General features: G+C 42.6%; 26 protein-coding genes, 5 pseudogenes and 1 riboswitch. Of the genes and pseudogenes, 3 read left to right on the top strand and 28 right to left on the bottom strand.

The window, feature by feature from the left end:
• Positions 1 to 158: 158 nt before the first annotated feature.
• The 16 genes and pseudogenes from DXA93_RS16920 to DXA93_RS21070 all read right to left on the bottom strand — a co-directional run.
• A complete protein-coding gene (locus DXA93_RS16920; RefSeq protein ID WP_238061014.1) occupies positions 159 to 392 on the bottom strand; it encodes an Hpt domain-containing protein in 234 nt (77 codons plus the stop codon).
• A 47-nt stretch (positions 393 to 439) separates the two neighbouring features.
• Positions 440 to 1615 (bottom strand): ATP-binding protein, encoded by a 1176-nt coding sequence (locus tag DXA93_RS18790; protein WP_243109259.1) that lies wholly within the window; start codon positions 1613 to 1615, stop codon positions 440 to 442.
• 4 nt (positions 1616 to 1619) lie between these two features.
• The gene (locus tag DXA93_RS18785) at positions 1620 to 3272 is read right to left on the bottom strand and encodes a transporter substrate-binding domain-containing protein (RefSeq protein ID WP_243109258.1); all 1653 of its coding nucleotides are present in this window, start codon (positions 3270 to 3272) and stop codon (positions 1620 to 1622) included.
• Positions 3273 to 3361: 89 nt separating this feature from the next.
• Complete coding sequence (locus tag DXA93_RS16910; RefSeq protein ID WP_119208855.1) at positions 3362 to 5503, bottom strand: ATP-binding protein; 2142 nt, start codon at positions 5501 to 5503, stop codon at positions 3362 to 3364.
• Between the two features lie 137 nt (positions 5504 to 5640).
• Positions 5641 to 5716: riboswitch (cyclic di-GMP riboswitch) on the bottom strand.
• Positions 5717 to 5851: 135 nt separating this feature from the next.
• Positions 5852 to 6169 (bottom strand): helix-turn-helix domain-containing protein, encoded by a 318-nt coding sequence (locus tag DXA93_RS16905; protein ID WP_117801760.1) that lies wholly within the window; start codon positions 6167 to 6169, stop codon positions 5852 to 5854.
• 279 nt (positions 6170 to 6448) lie between these two features.
• Positions 6449 to 6871, bottom strand: coding sequence for a hypothetical protein (locus tag DXA93_RS16900; protein WP_243109257.1), 423 nt, complete (start codon positions 6869 to 6871; stop codon positions 6449 to 6451).
• Positions 6855 to 7058 carry a CHAP domain-containing protein gene (locus tag DXA93_RS18065; RefSeq protein WP_199709578.1) on the bottom strand — a complete coding sequence of 68 codons (204 nt, stop codon included), beginning with the start codon at positions 7056 to 7058 and terminating at the stop codon, positions 6855 to 6857. The genes DXA93_RS16900 and DXA93_RS18065 overlap by 17 nt, the downstream gene beginning before the upstream one ends.
• 65 nt (positions 7059 to 7123) lie before the next feature.
• Positions 7124 to 7974, bottom strand: a pseudogene (locus tag DXA93_RS16895) (hypothetical protein); the annotation flags it as partial.
• 74 nt (positions 7975 to 8048) lie between these two features.
• A complete protein-coding gene (locus DXA93_RS16890; RefSeq protein ID WP_055228657.1) occupies positions 8049 to 8423 on the bottom strand; it encodes a hypothetical protein in 375 nt (124 codons plus the stop codon).
• 44 nt (positions 8424 to 8467) lie between these two features.
• A pseudogene (locus DXA93_RS16885) lies at positions 8468 to 9375 on the bottom strand (radical SAM mobile pair protein B).
• The gene (locus tag DXA93_RS16880; RefSeq protein ID WP_117509300.1) at positions 9363 to 10052 is read right to left on the bottom strand and encodes a radical SAM mobile pair protein A; all 690 of its coding nucleotides are present in this window, start codon (positions 10050 to 10052) and stop codon (positions 9363 to 9365) included. Before DXA93_RS16880 ends, DXA93_RS16885 begins: the two are co-directional and overlap by 13 nt.
• Positions 10049 to 10486, bottom strand: coding sequence for a radical SAM mobile pair system MarR family transcriptional regulator (locus tag DXA93_RS16875; RefSeq protein WP_007884694.1), 438 nt, complete (start codon positions 10484 to 10486; stop codon positions 10049 to 10051). The genes DXA93_RS16880 and DXA93_RS16875 overlap by 4 nt, the downstream gene beginning before the upstream one ends.
• Before the next feature lie 118 nt (positions 10487 to 10604).
• On the bottom strand, positions 10605 to 11210 hold the full coding sequence (locus tag DXA93_RS16870; protein WP_119208853.1) for a TetR/AcrR family transcriptional regulator: 606 nt from the start codon (positions 11208 to 11210) through the stop codon (positions 10605 to 10607).
• A 28-nt stretch (positions 11211 to 11238) separates the two neighbouring features.
• The gene (locus DXA93_RS16865; RefSeq protein WP_013274291.1) at positions 11239 to 11592 is read right to left on the bottom strand and encodes a hypothetical protein; all 354 of its coding nucleotides are present in this window, start codon (positions 11590 to 11592) and stop codon (positions 11239 to 11241) included.
• 133 nt (positions 11593 to 11725) lie between these two features.
• Positions 11726 to 12087: pseudogene (locus DXA93_RS20785) on the bottom strand (hypothetical protein).
• A 259-nt stretch (positions 12088 to 12346) separates the two neighbouring features.
• Positions 12347 to 12481, bottom strand: a pseudogene (locus DXA93_RS21070) (phage tail tape measure protein); the annotation flags it as partial.
• A 165-nt stretch (positions 12482 to 12646) separates the two neighbouring features.
• Between DXA93_RS21070 and DXA93_RS18775 the strand changes: the two are divergent.
• From DXA93_RS18775 to DXA93_RS16845, 3 genes are read left to right on the top strand one after another with little or no spacing between them, the layout of a single operon-like run.
• Complete coding sequence (locus DXA93_RS18775) at positions 12647 to 13540, top strand: transposase (protein ID WP_243109256.1); 894 nt, start codon at positions 12647 to 12649, stop codon at positions 13538 to 13540.
• Positions 13503 to 14204, top strand: a complete 702-nt coding sequence (locus tag DXA93_RS18770) for a Mu transposase domain-containing protein (RefSeq protein ID WP_243109255.1) — start codon at positions 13503 to 13505, stop codon at positions 14202 to 14204. The genes DXA93_RS18775 and DXA93_RS18770 overlap by 38 nt, the downstream gene beginning before the upstream one ends.
• Before the next feature lie 12 nt (positions 14205 to 14216).
• A complete protein-coding gene (locus DXA93_RS16845) occupies positions 14217 to 14996 on the top strand; it encodes an ATP-binding protein (protein WP_055221200.1) in 780 nt (259 codons plus the stop codon).
• A gap of 226 nt (positions 14997 to 15222) precedes the next feature.
• Here DXA93_RS16845 and DXA93_RS16840 read toward each other — a convergent pair whose 3' ends face one another.
• The 12 genes and pseudogenes from DXA93_RS16840 to DXA93_RS16785 all read right to left on the bottom strand — a co-directional run.
• Positions 15223 to 15603, bottom strand: a complete 381-nt coding sequence (locus DXA93_RS16840) for a DUF4825 domain-containing protein (protein WP_117801762.1) — start codon at positions 15601 to 15603, stop codon at positions 15223 to 15225.
• A gap of 17 nt (positions 15604 to 15620) precedes the next feature.
• A complete protein-coding gene (locus tag DXA93_RS16835) occupies positions 15621 to 15818 on the bottom strand; it encodes a DUF6019 family protein (RefSeq protein WP_117801763.1) in 198 nt (65 codons plus the stop codon).
• 219 nt (positions 15819 to 16037) lie between these two features.
• A complete protein-coding gene (gene tnpB / locus DXA93_RS16830) occupies positions 16038 to 17135 on the bottom strand; it encodes an IS200/IS605 family element RNA-guided endonuclease TnpB (protein ID WP_119208851.1) in 1098 nt (365 codons plus the stop codon).
• Positions 17135 to 17557, bottom strand: a complete 423-nt coding sequence (gene tnpA, locus DXA93_RS16825; RefSeq protein ID WP_117802752.1) for an IS200/IS605 family transposase — start codon at positions 17555 to 17557, stop codon at positions 17135 to 17137. Before tnpA ends, tnpB begins: the two co-directional genes overlap by 1 nt.
• An 84-nt stretch (positions 17558 to 17641) precedes the next feature.
• Complete coding sequence (locus DXA93_RS16820; protein WP_117802751.1) at positions 17642 to 18028, bottom strand: DUF2116 family Zn-ribbon domain-containing protein; 387 nt, start codon at positions 18026 to 18028, stop codon at positions 17642 to 17644.
• Between the two features lie 113 nt (positions 18029 to 18141).
• Entirely contained in the window at positions 18142 to 19152 is a 1011-nt protein-coding gene (locus DXA93_RS16815) for a helix-turn-helix domain-containing protein (protein WP_117509301.1), read from the bottom strand.
• Positions 19153 to 19301: 149 nt separating this feature from the next.
• Positions 19302 to 19490, bottom strand: coding sequence for a hypothetical protein (locus tag DXA93_RS16810; RefSeq protein ID WP_117509428.1), 189 nt, complete (start codon positions 19488 to 19490; stop codon positions 19302 to 19304).
• A gap of 82 nt (positions 19491 to 19572) precedes the next feature.
• On the bottom strand, positions 19573 to 19794 hold the full coding sequence (locus DXA93_RS16805) for a hypothetical protein (RefSeq protein ID WP_147343095.1): 222 nt from the start codon (positions 19792 to 19794) through the stop codon (positions 19573 to 19575).
• Positions 19795 to 19804: 10 nt separating this feature from the next.
• Positions 19805 to 20065, bottom strand: coding sequence for a ParB N-terminal domain-containing protein (locus DXA93_RS16800; protein ID WP_334295367.1), 261 nt, complete (start codon positions 20063 to 20065; stop codon positions 19805 to 19807).
• A gap of 75 nt (positions 20066 to 20140) precedes the next feature.
• Positions 20141 to 20926, bottom strand: coding sequence for a ParA family protein (locus tag DXA93_RS16795; protein ID WP_119208847.1), 786 nt, complete (start codon positions 20924 to 20926; stop codon positions 20141 to 20143).
• Between the two features lie 14 nt (positions 20927 to 20940).
• On the bottom strand, positions 20941 to 21261 hold the full coding sequence (locus DXA93_RS16790) for a SymE family type I addiction module toxin (RefSeq protein WP_117509302.1): 321 nt from the start codon (positions 21259 to 21261) through the stop codon (positions 20941 to 20943).
• Between the two features lie 122 nt (positions 21262 to 21383).
• A pseudogene (locus DXA93_RS16785) lies at positions 21384 to 22159 on the bottom strand (recombinase family protein); the annotation flags it as partial.

Below are 22159 nucleotides of genomic sequence, written 5' to 3'. Positions count from 1 at the left end.
CTTGCTTGCTTGCTTGCTTGCTTGCTTGCTTGCTTGCTTGCTCCAGATTTTAATTTTACATTCATTAATGTTCAATACCCCCACAACATTTTTATAAATATCTTTGCGACAGCTTCTGCTGTACTTTTACTATAATTATACTCTACAGCCAACTTGTGTCAATTTACTAACAGACGGTCAAAGGAAAGATTCTGACACACCCCTTTCAATGTGTGCGCACTGCGGAAAGCATCTTCATAATTTTTATTTTCCAATGCCTGTTTTAACTGTAGATAACTCTGGTCTTCAAGGAACTTTAATGTAAATCTCTGAATCAGTGCTTCGCTGTGAAGGCGTCCCAAAACAGCCTCATAATTTCCTCCGATAGCTTTATAGCACTCCTGCATTGTCATCTTTTAGCCCTCCTGTCAATTGTATTCCACTAATTCATGAACCTCTGCTAATCATTATGAACATACCTTAAAATCGTTTTTATAACTTCCTCAATCACAATCGGCTTTGACAAATGTGCGTTCATTCCTGCATCCAGTGATGCCTGAACATCTTCTGCAAATGAATTGGCTGTCATTGCTATAATAGGAATGTTTTTTCCATCCGGTCTGTCATTCATCGCCCTGATTGCTTTTGCCGCTTCATAACCATTCATTTCAGGCATCATGATATCCATCAGGATTACATCAAATGTGCCTTCCGGATGATTTCTGAAAATCTCAACAGCATTCTTTCCATCCACAGCTCTTTCTACATTCATCCCGAACTCTTCCAACTGCACGGCAGCAATCTCTGCATTCAGTTCATTATCCTCTGCAATAAGAACATTCACACCTGTAAGATTTACCTTTTCAGAAAAACCTGTGTCTGACTTATTACATTCCTTATCTGTAATTTCCAAAGGAATATCCACAGTAAATGTGGTTCCCTCATGCTTTTTACTCTGCACGGAAATGGTTCCACCCATCATATCTACATACTTCTTTACGATAGCCATCCCCAGTCCCGCTCCATGGTACTGCGTTCTCACATCGGAATCTTCCTGTGCAAATTCCTCAAAAACTTCTTTTGTAAATTCCTCACTCATGCCAATACCAGTATCCGAAATGCGGTAATGCATATTTATATATCCATCCCCGCCCTTTTCCTGACACCGGGTTTCAAATGTAATCGTCCCTCCATCCGGAGTGAACTTCACGGCATTGCTCAGAATATTAACCAGCACATCTCGCAGACGTACAGGATCCACAAGTACATTTGGGATCTTTGCTTCTTCACGCTGGATCTTAAAGCTGATATCCCTGTTCGTAAGAAAACCTTTTGTAATATCCAGTGCAGAATCTGTGATACTTTTCAAATCTGCCGGTACCGGATTGTATTTCACTTTTCCACTTTCCACGCGAGTCAGATCTAATACATCATTGATCAGCGACAGTAAATACTCTGAACTTTCATCAATCTTTTCCAGACAATTTTTCACTTCGTCTGAAGGATTTTTTTTCATTGCAATACCGGTAAATCCCATGATTGCATTCATCGGTGTTCTCATATCATGGGACATATGTGACAGAAATGCTGTTTTTGCCTTGTTTGCAGCCTGCGCATGCTCTGCCAGTTCCGCCATTTTCTCAGCCGTCTCCTGGGCTGCCTTCTGAGTTTTTTTTTCTTGCACTGAGACGCATTGCTATCACAGCCATAGTAGTCAGCAGCCATCCGAAAATAAGAAGAACCCAAACAGTAACAACAGGATGCAGACGGATCCAGTCAACAAATGTCAGATCTGCTGCTTTGTATGTGGTATACCGTGCTGCTATATCTTCGACAAGATTTTGGGGCATGGCATACATTGCTTTCGTCAGGATGCCAGCCAGTGCATGATTCTCTGTTGATGATATTACCATGCGGTAGGTGTATGTAGGCTGTTCCAGCAAAGTATATGTCAGGGTGCCTGTGGTGTCACTATTCACAAACGCCTGTGCCATGTAATAGTAGACGAAGGCAGCATCGGCTTTTCCCTTACGGACAGCCTCCATCATTTCCTGTCGGGTACTGCACATCAGTTTTTCTGCGCCTGGTGCCATTGCATCTTCAATGGAATTTGATGCTGTCTGGTCAACCGTAGTAACAACATTGATTTTTCCATCAAAGTCACGCCGTGTCACCCTTGCCAGCTGCATTGTAATGAAAGGTGCAGTAAGCCCCCATTTTTTCGTCTCAGCATAGTTATCTGTTTCCAGGCGTGCATCGATACTCATATCTGTGGTTTCCGTATTTTTCTGATAAGCAATATACTCATCTCTGGTAGCAGGTGTAAGAAACTCATAGGAAATCCCGGCATAGTCTGCAATTTTCCGGAAGTAATCCGGGATAATACCCTTCATCTCACCATTTTCATTATAAGAATATGGATAACGGGTCGGATCACACAGAACATGAAGCGGGTTGTCCTTGGAATATTGTGCAATAATACTTTTTTCTTGCTCCGTATATTCCAGATTTTTAGTTTCTATGCTTTCATAATTTTTATTGTAAAGCGTCGTTTTCCAGTCCCCCTCAACCGCATTCATCTGATCGATCGCATAATTGATCTCATTCAGCAATTCTGTATTGCCCTTTTTAACAATGACATAGAAATCGCTGCTGCCAAATTTATCCACGATTCGCTCATTGTTTGTTTTTCTCAGAGAACTGGTAACAATCGCATCAACTTTTTCGCTCTGAAGGGCTTCCTCCATCTCTGCGGTCGTATCAAAATAAGATGGAACATATGTAAATCCTTTGTTGTCTGCAAAATCCGCAAACTCTTCATTCCGGGTGTTTCCGTTCAAAAGCGCCACACGCATACCGTTGTAAGTGCTGTAATCGCCGTCCACAATCGTGCTGTTGTCACTGCGGACGGTCAGCATCCCATAATTGGTTCCGATCGGACGTGAAAAATCAAACTTTTCTTCTCTGTCCGGTGTTTTGCGGGCAGATGTTACCATGTCAATCTCGCCATCTTCAAGCATCTGCTGCATATCATCCCAGCTCTGATCGTATCCGACATATTCGTAATCTACATCCCAATAACGAGCCATCAACCGAAGGAAATCATAGCCATAACCGCTACGGTTCCCCTCTTCATCCATCATGTGATAACCATCCATGGCAAAGAAACCGACTTTGACAGTTTCATGCTGCGAACTGTCCTCGGCTGCATATGCAGTCTGGGGAGAAAATATCATACACACGCATACAAAAACCAGTAACACTGCCACATATTTCTTTGCTCTCGAAATCATATTAAATCTCCTGTCTGCCTGTCTGGCAAATATATTTCTCTATACATCTTCCTGTCAACCTCCTGATTTCATAAAATTGCACTGCCGCATCAAATCCATTTATCACTCTTCAATAACCTGCACTTCGGTGCCTCCCCGCCGGATTTTATACTTCTGATTGTCTTTTCCAGTACCTTCATCTCAACTGGTTTTGAAACATGAGCATTCATACCGGCTGCCAGAGAATGCTGGATATCCTCTGAGAATGCATTGGCGGTCATGGCAATGATCGGAATCTTCTTTGCCAGTTCATGGGAGCTTCTGCGGATTGCCTTTGTTGCCTCATAACCATTCATAACAGGCATCTGCACATCCATCAGGATCATGTCATAATCCCCCGGAGCAGACTGTTCAAATGCTTTCAAAACCTCTTCACCATTTTCACAGATGGTACATTCTGCACCTTCAGTCTTTAACAGTTCCGTCAGGATCTCAGCATTCAGCTCATTATCCTCTGCACACAGGAACCTCATTCCCTGCAGAATATTACCATCCTGCTCATCTGTTTTTTCTTGTGCCGCCAGAGCAACTGTTCTATCCTCTGCAATTCTCAGCTCTATGAAAACCTCAAAACAACTTCCCTGTCCCAGTTCACTCTCCAAATCAATGGTACCTCCCATTGCTTCAACCAGATTTCTGGTAATAGCCATTCCAAGACCGGTTCCCTGGATCTTATTCGTCACAGAACTTTCGGCACGGGTAAAAGCATCAAAGATTTTATCTTTGAAATCTGCTGACATTCCTATTCCATTATCCCTGACTAAGAAACGGTACTTTGCATGGACGGATGAATTTGTTTCACATTCTTCTACCAGAAACTGAATTTCTCCACCTTCCTGCGTGTACTTCACTGCATTAGAAAGCAGGTTGCTGAAAATCTGCATCAGGCGAAGCTGATCCCCGTTCACCCACTCATGTCGGATATTTTTCTTTGTTGTAAGAATCTGTTTCTTTTCATCTATCTGTGAATGAAATAGATTATTGATTTCCTGTATAAAATTCAGAATAGAGAAATCATCGTATTTAAAAACTGTTTTTCCTGCCTCAATTTTGCTCATATCCAGAATATCATTAATAATCCCTAACAGATGCTGGGATGAAATATCTATTTTATCTGCATACTCTATTACTTTATCTTTATTTCCTGCATCATGTCTTATTAATGACGTCATACCAATAACTGCATTCATAGGAGTACGTATATCATGTGACATATTAAACAGAAAATTAGATTTTTCAACACTGGCTGTTTTCGCCTGCTCCAATGCTTTCTGCAGTTTTTTATTTAATTCCACTACTGTGTTTTCCGATTCCTGTGTCCTGTGCAGTAACATAATCATAAAAACAAATCCAGTTAAAAGCAAAACAATCAGTAAACCGCAGCCCCATAGTCTATATAACTTTTCATTGCTATTCCATCCGTTTTCAGGCATCACTTCCAGAATCCATTGACTGTCACCTAATTCGAAAGTATATGTGACAGGATCAATCATTTCCACAACTGAGCCATACACTTCTTCGTATGTTTCATCCCACGGTGCAATACTTTTAGACAACTTATATTCATAGCTAAAATCGGTAAGTGACTTTATAGAATCAGCGAATATATCCGGTACACGAATAATTACAATTGTAAATCCCCAAAATGTCCTTTCGCCATTTTTCTGCTCCACATACACCGGATTTCTTACAGCAATCCCCGTTCCACCCTGTTTCAAAGAAAATGGTCCCTGCATGGTTATCACATCATTGTCTCTGGCATAACAAGATATCTTTCCTCGTTCTTTATCATAAATAAGATCTATCTTTCCAGCCTCATTTCCGTCTTCCGGATAAATCTCAGTCACTACGCCGTCTGGTGCGATCTGAATACTCTGGATATAATCTGCCATCATATTCTCTGCAACTTTCGAGAACATGGAAATTTTTCCGTTTTCACTAATAACAATCTGTTCAAAAGTATTTGTAATATCAATTCCCCTCACGATATCAGCCTTCATATGATCTGCATACGTTACTGCGTTTAATTCAGCTCTTGACCTTATCAAATCCCTTTGACTGCTATCCGCACGAATGTCTATATTCACCAGAACAACCAAACCGATCATCAATACAAATACCGGAATCCATAACTCTTTTTTTATCCTAAATGTATTTTTTTGTTCCTGTGCTGACTTAATTTTCTTCCACATAACCGATTTCCTTTACACCTGCGTTTTTATCTACTTCATTTTTATATTTTAGCATCCACCAATTATTGCCTGTTTTAGTTTCTTTTTAATCTCCAAAAATGAAAAAAGCATTGTCATTGCAGACAATGCATCTTTAACGTGGCAACTGGCTACCATTTTACAGGCCCTATAGCTTTGCGTCGCAGACTTTCATCTGTTTTGCCGTTTTTCTTATTATAGCTTTTAAACATATGAAAAAAAACTGGTTTTATTATACTCTAATGCTCGACTATGTACAAGAAAAACATTACCGTTTTAACGCCTAAAAACAAAAGAAGAACAGCCGATACATATACTCGAACTGTTCTCCTACTTCCGAAGTCCACGCAGCATTGACATTACTGTTTCCTGCTCATTTGTACTCAGATTGTTCCATATCCTTAAAACTTCTTTCTGTTTTTCTGTCAGATTCTCTGAATTACCTTCCTGAAAAAACTGTGATAATGTCACGCCCAAAGCTGCACATATTTTTTCAAGTGTAATCAGCGACGGCAGGTTTTCCTGCGCCATGATTCTTCCCAGTGATGACTGGGAAATTCCCGACAGCTGCGATAATCTATATTTACTGATATCACGCTTTTCACACAAAAATGTTATTTTATCCGCAATATACTTCTCTATCTGCAAGTAACTATACCTCATTTCCGCTATTACATGTTCTTATTGTACCTGTAATAATGAAAAAATATTAGTAATCAACTTTGCAAGTATTCATTCCCATTATAGGAAGTATACGGATAAAAAAATATAAAGATACTTTCGTTTCCGCAAAAGTCATTTTCGCTTATATCGTTTTTATAATAGCACAGACAGTTATGTTTGTCACATAAAAGTTTGAAACCTCAAACAAAAAAATAAGCCTGCCATCATCCGCAGATTTCTCCACAGACAACAGCAGGCTTCCTACTATCTCATCAACTCATTCACTTTTCTCTGCACTGCCCCATAATCATATCCCGCAGCCTGCAGTCTCTTCTTTCTGTCCCCGCCGTTCCCCACTTTCCGGCAATGACTTCCTTTGCTACAGTTTCCACACTCTTTTTTGTTGCTACTTTTCACCAGCTCATTCACCTTCGCCTGCACTGCCGGATAATCATACCCTGCAGCCTGCAGTCTCTTCTTTCTGTCCTCGCCGTTCCCCCACTTTCCGGCAATCACTTCCTTCGCCACAGCTTCCACACTTTTCTTTCCTGTACCAGGATTCCCGCCGGTTCCTTTCACAGCCTTCTCATACTGCGGAGCCGCATATCCGCGGATATATCCCCATCCCAGGGGGATCACCCTTCTGTCAACCTTTTCACCCCGGTTACCTTCAATAGCAGTAATCATTCCCACCGGAAACCTCCTCCACAAAACCGATATGGTCACTGTACCCGTCATTCGGCTGTGTGGCCTTGTCCCAGTTATACACAATCACATAACCCGGCTCCGGCGTGATGGTTCCGTCTTCGATCCAGATCCCCACCTCCCTGAAGATCTTCACGTATTCCTCCACGCCGCACTCCCTGCCGATCAACTCACTGCATCCTGCCCTGATCCCTGCAGCAGACACACAGGTATCACACCATTCATCCGAATGCTGCACAACATCTCCCTGGTCTCCTTTAACCCAAACTGCAGAAGCGGGTTCACACCCAGGTTCATGGTCAGCCCATTATCCGGATCCAGAGCATAATACTCTGCAATCTGCGTCTGCTTGTTGGTGGAACTCACTGCCGTGTATCTGGTAATAAAATCCGAAAAGCTGGAAGAAAACCGGTGTCTCTGCTCCACCTTCATCACAGGATCCTTCCCGTACTTTCTCAGTTCCAGCTTTCCCTCCCTGTTAATAATAAAGAAACCTCCCAGAACCTGTGCCACATAAAACAGCACATCCCGACAGGTCTCAATATCATTTTCAGTATAAACAGAAAGCGTCACCCCGCCATTCGGCATGGCATCAATCTCCGCCCTCTTATTCGCAAACTCCACTTTACACCGCTTACAGCACAAAGCAATAAAATCATAAGCAGTCCCCACAGTCTCAAACCCGTTGAAACTCTTATCAAACCGCAGCATAAAATCATAGGCTTTCAGTTCCAGGCACTTTGCCAGACGGTTCGCCTCACTGACCTCAAAAACTCCCATCGGCACATCTTCCACCGAACCATCCGCCAGCACCAGATGAAACACCAGCGTCACCTGAGCATCCTCCAGCGTATACCTGTCAATGTCACTCAGAAGCGTGATCCCCATCTCCGCCGCATACACCGTCCCCAGTTCAATTTCCGTGCTTCCACAGCACTGCCTGGAAATATACCCGGAACCCTTCACAATCTCCTTCGCCCCGACTCATACGTCATTCCGCCTCTGGTAACGATCGTACCCGTCCAGTAATATTTTCTTGTATTGCTCTTCACAGCTCTCAGAAACCCATCCGATACCGGATACATCCCGCCACCTCCATTTCCCCACGAAAAAAGCACCAGCCAACCAGGTGACCGATGCCTTCGTAAATATAATCATTCTATCTGTTATAAGTCCAATGTTTCAGGTACCATTCATGCAGTTCTTCTGTTGTTTTACAGCAGTCTGCAATCTCTTTTCCCTGTGATATCCACTGACACGTTTCCCTGCTGAATGTATCAACATCCAAAGCATGAAATTTATATGTTCCACCCCGTCTGTGCATCACTTCATCATCACACTGGAACTCAAAATAATCATCCCCGTCCAAAACAACCTTTCCAGTCAGGTTCCACACCCCGGACCACGGAGGACCATCATCCCCTGGAACACAGAAGGACAGTCTTCCATCTTCCAGAATAACAGGAGCCACCGCAATATTTTTCATCTGCGGCATATATGGCTGTTCAAACCAATACGCTTTCCTCTCATCCATTTCTCTTCATCTCCATGATAGCCACCTTCCCTGCAAACTTGAAGTTAGCGATTTCTTTTTCCGGTATTCTCTGTCCCACGGATTTCCTCATGATAGAAATAATCTACGATCACCGGATGTCCCTGCGGGACTCTGCCATAAGGCATTTCATTATCCACAAAGGCACAATCATACTTCTTAGCCATTTTCTCAGCTTTTACTTCAAGTGCTTCAAAGTAGCTGCGGTTATGCTTGTTATAGATCTCGTCGTAAAGTGGTACAAGATCAGGATATTTTCCGGCGATATAATCCATAATTGTCTTTTTGAAACCGCCTCGAAGATTGAGATTTTCGAGCCAGAACAGATCGCATTGATCCTTTACCCGCTCAAAGATTGCTTCAAAATCCGTGATACTGGGGAATACCGGGGATACGAAACAGACTGTACGGATACCTGCTTCATATACCTGCTTCATAGCAGAGATACGGCGCTCAATGCTCGAAGCAGAATCCATATCGTTCTTGAAATTTTCATCTAGTGTGTTGATCGACCATGAAACGGTTACATGTCCAAGCTTCTTCAGCAGATCAATATCCCGTACCACAAGATCCGACTTTGTGCAGATCAGAATATCTGCGTCACTGCCGTTCAGCTGCTCCAGAAGTTTTCTGGTATTCCCGAATTGCTCCTCCTGTGGATTGTAGCCATCTGTCACAGAACCGATGACCACCCGCTGTCCGGCATATTTCTTCGGATTTTTAATTTCCGGCCAATGCTTCACATCAAGGAAAGTGCCCCATTCCTCCTTGTGCCCGCTAAAGCGCTTCATAAAAGAAGCATAGCAATACTTGCAGGCATGTGTACAGCCACATAGGGATTGACCGAGTAACCGCCTACCGGCAGACTAGACTTAGTCATGATGTTCTTTGTTTCCACCTCACGAATGAGGATTCCATTTATTACTTCTTCCATGATTTCTGTACCTCTAACACTTTATTAAATTCTTCCGGCATTTCCTGAATCATATTTTCATCCCCTATGATAGGGACAAGGTCTTCCTTCATAAACACCGGAATGCCGAGTGCGTGTGCCTGATCCGTCAGAGACCATGCCCATTCCGGCTCCGTATGAATCTTCCTGCTCTGAGCCCCGGTCATAGTGCCGACAACGATCCAGTTGATTCTGGAAAGGTCAACTGTACCGGGATCGTCGAATAACGGTTCAAAGCTAACATGGTAATGCTTTGCTCTGATGTTTTTCCGAAGGGCGTCGATACGCCACAGTTCGGCTTTCCTCGTCACCGTAACGCCAAACCATGCATTTTCCAGATCGGTATCAAAATCCAGCAGATCAGGTCGCTTGGTAAGGAACAGGAACTGATGCTGTGGATTTTCACGGATCTTTGCAAATACCTCGTCTCTCCATTCCGGCTTCCATCCGGAGAGATCGCTCATCCCAGTAAGAAGAAAGTTCTGCGGACGTTTCTTTTCCATCATCTTGAGCTTACCCGGAAAGAATTCAGGGTCAGCGAAGTCATCAATCATATGCCAGCGTTTCACGTTGTTGCGGGCATAGCAATATGTACACCCCACTGTGCAGCCAATGACGATATTCATGTTCTGAATCTGATCTTTGATACAAATACTCATGACTTCTGCCACTCCTCAAGATTCTTTCTGATGCGGTCGAGACATTCCTCAAACCGGATAATTTCTTCCTCTGAAAAACCTTTGTAGTAAATACTGCCCATCTCATCAGATACAGAATCGTACTCGCCCTTTAAGGCATGTGCTTTCTCAGTCAGAAACAGGAGTGTTTTCCTTTTGTCCGTTTCAGACTGAACACGGCTTATCAGCCCTTGATTTTCCATTCTTTCCAGCATCGTAGTAAGAGATGTTATCGCTAATCCGCATTTAGTCGAGAGTGACCTGATTGAGATACCATCCTCCTGCCACAGCACATAAAGAATACGTCCCTGGGCTCCATTAAACGCATCAATATTCTTTTCACTGAGAATCTTCTCAAAAATCCGGTCTCCAAGCTGTTTTATTTTGGTGACAAGAAATCCTCCATTCATTTCCATACAAAAGCTCCTATATAGTAGTTTATTAAAAACATACTATATAGGAGCTTTATTGTCAAGAGTTTATATGTCTTAATAGATAAATTCCGTTTTTTTCAATTCTCCAAACTTGAAATTGTCAAACAGCGTTCGGTGTTTCGCTTTGTGGAATTTTTACACACTGCTGAATCAAACCTGTAACATACGTAATGGAATCGGTGCAGTCGTTCTTGAGCCATTCTGAGATAATTGCCATCAGTCCCCGAATATAAAAGGCCATGATATAAGGTCGATCTTGCTGTAGTACACCGTAGCGGTCGAGAATCGGCGTAAACACATGACGGAACATCCTATCATAGCTTTTATCCATCCCCAACACCGCCGCATTTTCTGTTGCTGTGCGGAACAGTCGCTTGTTATTCTTAATGTAGCTGAGGTAAGGTGTTAAATAATCCGGCGTAATTAGATATAATTCATCCCTCGGGCAATTCCGCAGCTTTGTAGAAAAGGCATCCGAATCTTTCTCCATAGAAGCAAGAAATTGCTCGTTCATACGACCGACACTCTCCGAGAGCAGGTCTGACATCGTTTCATAGTGCAGATAGAAGGTGGAACGATTGACCCCTGCTACTTCACAGATTTCTTTGATTGTAATATACTCAAAATTCTTTTTTGCCAGAAGGGTCAGAAAGGCTTCGTCCATTCTGGCTGCGGTAGCAAAATATCTGCTTTCCGATCTATTCAATCGTTCTCACCTTCTTTCGTGTTATTGTTTACATCTCGCTGATTTCTTTTGCCAGTTCCATGATTTCAAAAGCGTATTTCTGCTTGCCCTGTGCCAGCAATTTTTTGTAGATGGGGTAATTAACGCCCATGCCCAGCAGCCCAATAATGCCGACAATCACGCCGAGGACAAACATAGTGGTGCTACCGCTGCCGATGACCTTCATGGAAAGGCACATTCCAACACCGGCTACCAGCGCAGTGATAATGCCGAAGGTATAGGTAAAAACGGTTGCGGGAAGCTTGGCTTTTGCATCCAGTTTGCGAAGAGCAATCACCTTGGAGGTGTCCTTGAGTGCATATTCGTTTGCGAGTTGTTCTGCATAGATTTTATCTGTATTCATGGCTTGTTGCTCCTTCATTTGATGGTTTTATTCTACCAGCAAAGAACGGGCAACGGAACAACACTGATGGCAGTTTGTGTTGAGTTCAAGAATTGTGCAAATTACGATTTGATGCTTCCAGTATACCATTTCCCTACATCTCCTTCAACGTAAAACTCACCGTCCACAGCCCCTTATAACTGGTATCCTTTTTCAGCTTCGCCTTATACCCCGTCACATACATTTCCGCTGTTTTCATCCCCAGCGTCTCCACATCAAAATACTACCCGCTGATCTTATCCTTCTTCGCATACCCCGCCAGCTTCTTCAACCACTTCGCCGTAACGGAAAACGACACCGGGATCCGCACCACACCATGCCGCACCACATCCCTCTGTGTTGTCCCTGCCTCTGTCTCACCGCCGGAATCCGCTTCCACATCCTCCAGCTCCCCTCATAAGAATCCGGAAGCGGCAGGTTCTCCCCGTCAAACACAAGATACTGAAAAAAAGCCATCCTATCTACCTCCGCTCCTCAGACTCATTCTCTGCTGTGCCGTCACAATCACCTCATCCAGCAGCTGGTTCCCCAGATAAACTGGAATCACCAGATCCCCCTGCTGTCCCTTCTGATCACCCAGCACCTCCTTCAGTGCCGCCACAATACCGGCTGTCAGATCCGCACCGCCGGATGTTCCCGTACCGGTAATCACACCGCTGTCTGCCACGGCCATCTGCGGCGAAATTACCATATCTGCCGCCACTCCCGTCACCGGAAGCAGCTTCTCCACATCCCTCAGCTGGCTCTGCGTATTCCGGATTTCTGTATTAACCCCCTTTAAGGCGGTCTGCAATTTCGTGGTATCGCCGCCAATCTCGACAGTGATCCCCTGGATTCTGTTCCCTGCCATGCGGCTTCCCTGCAAATTCCGGCTCATCTGACCACGCATTCCGCTAAGAGCTGATCAGTCTTTCCGGATGTAACTGAACGCGTTTCCGCTTCAGCTGATCAATAAGTTTTCAACGTGTTATAGTTCTTTCGTAGTCATCAAATGATTGCGAAAGGAGGCATAACTATGCAAGACTACAACACGATTATCGGCTCCATCCAGATGCGTTTGAATGGATGCCAGACCAGGTCCGTTATGGACCGTTACAAGATTGGCTCAGGTACATTAAATCTGATCATGAGCCGATACCATGCCAACGGAATCCCAATCGAGGAACTCCGAATGATGGCACCTAAGGAAGTTGAGAACCTTTTCTATCCGCAGAAAAATCTACAGAGGAAAGATGTCCCACTTCCAGATTTCCAGTATTACTATGACAGAATCCATGCACCAGGGAGCCGCATGAACATTTCGTTCTGTTGGCTGGATTATAAAGAAAAGAATCCTGATGGTTATGAGAAGTCACAGTTTTACGAATACTTCAACCGATTCATAGCAGAAAACTATGGTGGCCAGAAGGTATCCATGGCCGTAAACCGAATCCCGGGTGAAAAGATGTATATCGACTGGGTCGGTGATCAGCCGGAACTGTTAACAGATACCGAAACGGGCGAGATCAAAAAAGTCCATATCTTTGCGACCACTCTTGGAGTCAGCAGTCTGATCTATGCAGAAGCTTTTCCAAATGAGAAGCTCCCATGTTTTATAGAAGGCTGTGCCCATGCTGTTTCATTTTATGGTGCTGTTACGAAATACTTTGTGCCCGATAACCTGCGAACTGCTGTAACCAAGCACACAAAGGATGAACTTATCCTGCAGTCTACATTTGCAGATCTGGAAGATTTCTATGAAACTATAGTTCTTCCACCACCCGCTAGAAAGCCGAAAGGCAAGCCTACAGTTGAAAATCATGTACGTTATCTTGAAATACACCTGGTTGAGAAACTGAAAGAAAAGATATATGTATCATTTGAAGACCTAAATGCTGAAATCAAAAAAAATAGTAGCAGTCCTCAATAAACGATCTTTTCAAGGCAAGGACTTCTCAAGACAGAATGCTTTCGAAAAGTATGACAAACCATGTATGAAACCACTGCCAGGCGGATGTTACACGGCTTGCGACTATAAAGCGGTCCTAAAAGTTCCCAACAATTACCACATCGAGTATGACGGCCACTACTACTCCGTATTGTACTCTTACTGTGGCAAGCCTGCAATCCTGAAGGCAACCGCTTCAGAGATCAGAATCTGTGATCAGTATAATCGGCTGATCTGTACACATAAGCGGTCTTATAGAGAGTTTCCGCTGTATATCACGGTAGATGAACATATGCCGCCAGAACACCTTTATTACAAAGAAGTCAATTCAAAGGATGGTAATTATTACCGCCGCTGGACTTCTGCCATTGGTCCTGCGATGTCAGAACTGATTGACAGACTCCTTAAATCATCAAAACATGAAGAGCAGTCCTATAATGCCTGTGCAGGTATCCTGCATAAAGTAAAAACAATCCCGAAAGGTGCTGCTGAAGAAGTTGCCCGTAAATGTATAGAGATCAATTCCTGTAAGTATTTTACCTTCAAGCAGATGCTGAAAAAGATGGATGTGAAGGAACTCCCCGAGCATTCACCAGGAACACTGCCCAATCATGAAAATATCAGAGGAAAGGACTACTATAAGTAAGGGTGACGTACTATGGCATACAGATTAAAAGACTATCTTTATAACGATAAACTCACAAAGGAACAGAACATACTCATGGATCGGCTGTATAAACTTCGCATGTCCGGTATGGCTGAAGCATTTGAAAAGCAGCTGCTGGAACCAAACACAGGTCTCGAACCATTTGAAGTCCGCTTTGCTGCTATTGTAAATCAGGAGTGGGATCAGCGTGAGAGTAAAAAGTTTAAACGTCTCATGAAGAAAGCGACCCTGAAATATCCTGCAGCTGATCTTGACAGTTCAATCTATGATCCAGAACGTCAGCTGAATACACACGTCATAGAACTTCTGGCCAAGTGTGATTGGATCGATGAGCCGAATAACCTGCTGATGACCGGAGGGGCCGGTGCTGGGAAAACGCACATCGCCTGCGCCTTATGTATCACAGCAATGCATCAGAACCGTACTGTTAAATACATACGTGCGAACACACTCTTAAAGGAATCAGATCATGCCAGGCAGGAAGGTACTTACTTTGAGTATTCGAATGAAATGGCAGCTTATGATCTCATGGTGATAGATGATTTCGGCTTAATGGATCTGGACATCGAGAAATGCCGCGATTTATTTGAAATCATCGAGTCCAGAGACTGCCGCAAGGCAACTATTATTATCTCACAGATTCCAGTATCCGGATGGTATCAGCTTTTTGGGGATTCCACCTACGCAGATGCCTGCTTAAGTCGAATGACATCCAAGGCATATCGCCTTGAATTTCCTGGCAGGGATCGCAGAATAACCAATAGTAATTAATCAACCTGCTGAGCTTTGCTCAGTTTGAAGCGGAATGGCGCTCCGTTCCTCTGGAACGGATGCGCAGTTCTTGCGGAATATGCAGCTTCCCCATAAATCTCATAAAAAAAGGCTCAAAAATACCGGAGCACTCCGGGCACAAAAAAAGCACCTGCCATTCCTGACAAATGCTTTCCATATCATCTCTTATTCAATCAATAGAACTGAAAGTTGAAGAATACTCTTTCTACCGTTCATACGATGCAATGATTTCTTTGCTGTCTGCTATTCTATACTCAAGTGTTCCCAAATTACCAATCAAGTTAAATGTCATATCTGCATTGACCTGCAATTCATCTGCAATCCTGGATGCAGACGGCTCATCTTTTAGAAAAACTGTTAATCCATAAGGCTCTGTTTCAGACTGTATCTCTATACTGTCATATGAGTATCCCTCCGGATACTCTTGACCGCTTACAATGTTTATAACATTCGAAGAATCTCCTACATAATCTGTCTTATACTGCGACAGGTTAGGAATTTCGTACAGTTTTTCTTTTTTCCCGCACGCCGAAATCAACATTATTGATACCGTAACCAACATAATTGCAAGTACTTTTTTCTTCATAACCCCCCTGAAAACTTTTATTTATCTTCTAACTCAAATCCAAGTTCTTTCAGTTCTTTTTCGTTTCTGACATCTTCATCCGTTTTCTTTTTCTTTCCAGTGATAGCACTGTAGGCTTCTTTGATACCATTTTTCACTGCCCATTTGATAACGAAATACAGTGCGATCAAAATAACAATTGCAGTTCCTCCACTTATGCCTAATTTATTCCACATAATCATTAACTCCTCCGATTTCGTGATTTTCAATTTATTTTCAATTTTACAGGCTGGGATTTATCATTGATTGACACTCCCCACAGCTAAAGCAGGGGGATTCCTGTTTCTTCCACCATTGCATTGGCAAATACCTTACGGTACTGCAATGTCTTACACGGTGTCCACAGGCTATCTTTATACTGTTCCCGCATGCCCTGCGGTACAGTTTTCTTATCTTTATGCCGACTGCAGCTGCAGTCCTTTTTTCAAAATATTGATGCCTGCATTCGTATCCCGGTCATGAACTGCATGACACCCGGGGCACTCCCAGATACGAATGCGCAGATTTTTCACCAGCGGATTCCGATAGCCACAGGAACTGCAGGTCTGGCTGCTCGGATACATCGTTGGTACTTTGCGGATTTCATTTCCATACCACACAGCTTTATATTCCAGCATTTCGAAAAACTTTGCCCACGAAACACTGGCTATCGACTTTGCCAGTTTATGGTTCCGGATCATTCCCTTTACATGCAGGTCTTCGATGCAGATGGTTTGGTTTTCACACACCAGCATCGTTGACTGTTTCTGCAGGAAATCATTTCTTTGATTCGTTACTTTTTCATGTACTTTGGCAACTCGAATTCGCTGCTTATCCCGGTTATGGGATCCTTTCTCTCTTCGGGAAAGTCTGCGCTGTTCCCTTACAAGTTTTCGCATCGAGCGTTCCAGATATTTGGGATTCGCTACTGTATTTCCGTTGCTGTCAGAATAGAACGTTTTGATTCCAACATCAATCCCAATCGTTCCACCCTGATTAGGTCGCAGTTCCGGTTCAAATTCAACGTTCAAAACCGCAAAATATTTTCCGGATGGCGTATGCTCAATGGTTACGTGATGAATGTTTCCCACTTCCATTGACTGACGCACTTTCACATATCCGAGCTTCGGAAGTTTGATATATCTTCCCACGATACGAATGTTGTCTTTTTGATTTACCGTTCTGTACGACTGAAAATGGTTATGTTTGCTTTTGAAAGTTGGATGGGACGCCCTTTTTTGAAAAAAGTTTACAAATCCCCGGTCAAGATCCCGCAATGACTGCTGTAATGCGATGGAATCGACTTCTTTCAGAAAAGCAAACTCTTCCTGCTTTTTCAGTTCCGTCAGCATGGCAGAAGTCTGGCCATAGCCGATTTTTTTCCCTTTTTCATAGCCTTCCTTACGCATGGCAAGTCCCCGGTTATAGATGAACCTGCAGCATCCCAGCGTCTGGTGGATGAAGGCTTTCTGTCCTTTATTCGGGTAGATTCTGAATTTGATCCCTTTTTGCATTATCCCATCTTATCCTTTTGTCTCTGCGATGTTTTCTGGTTTTCGATATACTGTTTTACTGCTTCCAGCGGAGCACCACCCACCGTCGATACAAAATAGCTGTTTGTCCAAAGCGTCGGCATCTTAGTTTTAAGATATGGAAATTCCTGTCTTAAAATTCTGGAAGTATAGCCTTTGAAAGATTTTACGGCTTTGTGAATACCAAACTGAGGGTCTACTTCCAGCAGCATATGAACATGATCCAGCATGATTTCCATTTCCAGAATCTCTACAGAAAGATTTGCAGCATACTCTGTGAGCAGTTCCTTCAACCTGGTATCTACACCATTGGTTAATACTTTTCGTCTATATTTAGGACACCATACTACATGGTATTTGCACGAATAGACGACATTGTTGTTTGATTTATATGTTGTATTCATGTTTGTATTATACTATATTTTTCCATTTAATACAACCGCTATTTTGTCCATCTCAATTACTTGCGTAAATTCGATGGACGCGTCTTATATCCCCATAGCTAAAGCAAGAGGTTTTACGACGCATTGGATAAACCACATCCATACTCCAACTACTATAAGCAATATACCCGATATTCTTCCTGCAAATTTCGACTTTTTATATCCTAGAAAATTTATTGTTTCGGGAGTTGTAAATGGCAATAAAACAACATCCATACCCATTACTATAATTCCAATTCCTATTATGAAGACATTATTGTTAGAAATAATGCCATAAAACATAACTAAGAAACCCAAAATAATACCTAATATAAAATACTTGATTTTATGGCTGTCCTTATCCACCATCTTTTCATAACAATTTTCACATTTACTGTTACAAAATTCAAAATTGCCATTTAGTTTTTTACCACAATATTTGCATTTTTTCATACTGTTTCCTCGGTAATCCTCAAAAATTCATTCAACAGCTCACGATTTCCTCAATTCTCCAAACTTGAATTTCTGGATGAGTATAATATGCGGAAAATAAACTTAACTCCATCTTAAATATAGTGCTGAGTTTCACTGCCACTCTTTAACACCATTTTCGCCACACCAAGCAATGCTGCAAACAAAACACCTGCAACCGGCCATACAATCCATGTAATATCCCAGCTCATCGTCCAGAAGCTCCATGCAAGGTAAATCGCTGTAGTCAAGCACCAATATACACCAGAAAACGTGTCAGTCTTTTTCTTAAACAGTTTTTCTTCTTTTGTATATTCCCCTTCCTGAAGAAGGGTATCGTAACTGCTTTTTACCATCCCAACACGAACCAACAGATTCACTCCTATTGCAAGTATGAATAGCAGTAATCCAACGGAAAGACCACAGTAATAGTCGGACGCTTCCATAGATTCGGCAATAATTGTCGGAATCACTGCCAGTATACAAAGCACTACCCCAACAGCCGTTCCTCTGATAAAAATTGGTTCATAGGAATCTTTTTTTTCTCGTACCATTCCAGATACACCATACTCTGTTTCAAAGCATTCTTTTTCAAAATGTTCCATATGTGATTCACTCATTCCATATGTAATAAACAAAAAGACGGCTGCCGCAACCATTCCAAGCAAAAAAACACATCCAAATACTGTTGCCAGAGATTCCGAAACATGAAATACGCTATCTTCTGCCATTGTCACAAGAACAATCAATAATATTGGACTTAAGATACACATACTTGTTGCGTTTGCCACTACTTTGGATCCATTTCTTTTCATGTCAAGAAATTCATTTGCATTCTCCATAGTTACTTTTTTCAACGGTTCTGCATAGCTTTCAGTACTTTCGTGATAGGTGATATTTTCTGCTTTCATTTCATCTTTTAATAGGTAATCTGTACTAACACCAAAAAGCTCCGACATCTGTAAAATTCTTTGCAAATCTGGAACAGCTCCTGCACTTTCCCACTTAGATACTGCCTGTCTGGATACGCCCAACTGATTGGCTAGTTCTTCCTGTGACCATCCATTCTTTTTTCTTTCCTCTGTAATCTTATCAGCTAAAATCATTTTTTCCTCCTTTTGCAGATTTTATGAGCTAAATATAACAGTTTTGCTGTTTGCATTCCACCATTTCAGGCTGTAAATCTGTCAACCAGCAGTTGCAAATCACAAAAGGACTCTATGAATCCCGATTTTCCAGCAATACAAGCAGGAAATTATTTATCATCTGTATTGTTTTCCTTTTTCTTATGAGTCGAACCCAAGCAAAGAAACGAAGAACCAAGACATAACCATACTATAGCCATAGAATTTTCATTTCCACTCGTAAAGTCTATAGCTGAGGCTACGAGAAACAGAACTGATGCAATATAAAATAAGATTGATTTATTTATTCCTTTTTTCATAAATAAGAATCTCCTCCAAATCCCGACTTTGATAAACCCATTATACCCTTTCTGAAACATCCTGTCACCACATTTCATCAGATCAGAACCTGTCAAAATCCTCCTGCGTGGCAACCTGTCTCCATCCCTTATACTCATCGTTCCTGCTTTCCACAAACATATCATTCACCATCCCGATAGTCAGCAGATCCAGATCCCGGATGGAAATCCCCAGCTGCACACACCGGAGAAGAAACAGGGGAGTTGTCATTTCACGGTCTGTTGCATGAAGTTTTTTAGCCTCCACATCCGTCCTGATGTTCATCCCCCACAATTCAATCAGCTTCGGCAAAACCTGATAAATACTGAATCGCAGGTATCTCTGTCAATCCTGATATCTTTGCCGCATTGGTTCTGTTATGCCCTGCAAGCATCTCATAGCCCCTTGCAGCTTTCCTCACAATCACCGGATTCAGCACACCATGATCCCTGATGCTCTGTACCATATCTTCCAGGCGTTCTCCCTCATACAGCCGGAACGGATGATCATGAAACGAATGTATTTCCTCAACCGGAATAGAAACAATCCCGTTCACAGGCACTGGCGTATTCTTCACCGGATCCTCAGCAAGAAGGTCCAGTGCGTCCTGAAATACTTTTCTTTTGGTGCATTAGCTTTCATCCCCAACCACCTCCTCTGCCAGATTCCGGTATGCTTTACAAGCCTTATTCTCCGGTGCATACTCCAGAAGCGGCTCACTGTAATAAATTGATTCTCCCACCTTTACTGTGTTTGGTATGATACTCTTAAAAATCCGGATCTGTCCATCAAAAGTATCCGTCAGCTGTTCTGTGATTACCTTACAGAGATTTGTTCTGGCATCACACATAGTCAGCAGGATCCCTGCAATCTGCAGGCGGTCATTCAGTCTGCTTCTGACTTTCTTCACTGTCCGGATAAAATCCTGCAATCCCATCGTTGCCAAAAGCTGCGGATTGACGGCAATAATCACCTCATCAGCCGCCGTCAATGCGTTAATCGTCAATGTTCCGAGCGATGGACAGGTGTCTACAATAATATAGTCATACAGCCCTCTCAGCGGCTCCAGAATACCAGTCAGCATCTTCTCTGAACCCATCTCCATCCGCAGCTTACTGTCCACTGCTGAAAGCATCATGGATGATGGAATAAAGTCCACACCATTTCTACTCTGTATAAACTCTGACGGATCCGGCATTTCCTCATCTTCCAGCCGATTCATCATCAGATGTCCAATCGTCACCGGCACAGCCGCAGGATCTTCTACTCCGAAGCAGGTTGTCAGATTTGCCTGGCTGTCAAAATCAACAGCCAGAACCCTTTTTCCCATCTCAGCCAGTGAATACGCCAAATTCCAGGAGCTGGCAGTTTTGCCAACTCCCCCTTTAAATGATCCACACATTATAATCCTTGCCATACATTCTCCCCCTCTCATGCTTTCTTTCCATAACAGCCTGCACTCTGCTCTGCCACATATTTTGCAGTAATTTCTTCTTTTTCATTCTGGTATCTGATTATCAGTTTCTTAATCTCCTCATCCATAAATGCGGTCTTCGCTTCCTGCTCTTGTGCTTTATCCACATCCGGCGTGATAATCAGCTGACCATTTTCACATTTCACCTGCACATAATCCCCAAGATGAAATCCCAGTTCTTCCAGCCACTTTCCTTTTAATGTAATTGCCGGAACTGTCTCATATTTATAACCGCTCTGTCCACAAACCTTCATATTCCTTACATTTTTCTTTGCCATAGAATTGACTCCTTTCAGATTTGACTAATAGATTTTCAGATAAAAAGAAAAAGCCGCTGACACGTTATCTTCTAACGCATCAACAGCTTCTATCCTGCTTTAATTCAGTGTATTATTCGATTTTATTTAGGCTCTTTACCATCTTTAATACGATAGTAATCATCCATATCCACGCTGAGTTTTACCGTGGTATCTGGTTTTCGGTTGCTCAAGAGGCACACAGTTTCAACGGTACTTTCGTTGTCCCAACAAAGTTCCTGTATTTCCCTGTCTCCAAAATACACCGGGAAGCGGAACTTTATGTGCTTCAGGAATCTGCCATCTGGCTGCTCCTGCTCGTAAATGTCCACCTGTTCTACAAAACTGTTAAGAAATTCTTTCTTCTCCAGGTCGGTGAACTTATCATATAGTTTATCAAAATATAAAAGAAATTGATAGACGTTTTCTTCTGATATTTTCTGTTGCTGAATATTCAGCAGGCGGTTCTTGACTTCTTCTATACTGTTCTCCACGCCTTCAATTTCATCATACAGACGGTATAACCTTGTCTCCATATCCTGATATTTCTTTTCATAAAATTTATCCATGATGTCCAGGCTATCCATCTGCTGTCCAAGTCTTGCTTTTGCTCCGGTCAGCTGCCTGTACTGTTTTTCCAGTCTTTCAATCTCTTTTTCTATTTCTTCTGTATCTATTCTTGAACCAATTTTATTCAGAATTGCTTCTTCAAATTTCGGATTCTTCACCAGTTTCCGGATAACTTCTTCTACTGCATTGTTAATCTTCTCTTCGCTCCATTGTTTACGATATCCACATTTATGACCGTCTACCAGGCGACGATGTTTGCAGGCATAATAGAAATAATCCTTATATAAGGTTCCGTCTTTCTTTTTCTTTC

Source organism: Blautia sp. OF09-25XD, from assembly GCF_003482095.1.
GTDB lineage: Bacteria > Bacillota > Clostridia > Lachnospirales > Lachnospiraceae > Fusicatenibacter > Fusicatenibacter saccharivorans.
Note: the sequence above shows the minus strand (reverse complement) of the source record. Positions and strands in the feature narration are given on the sequence as shown.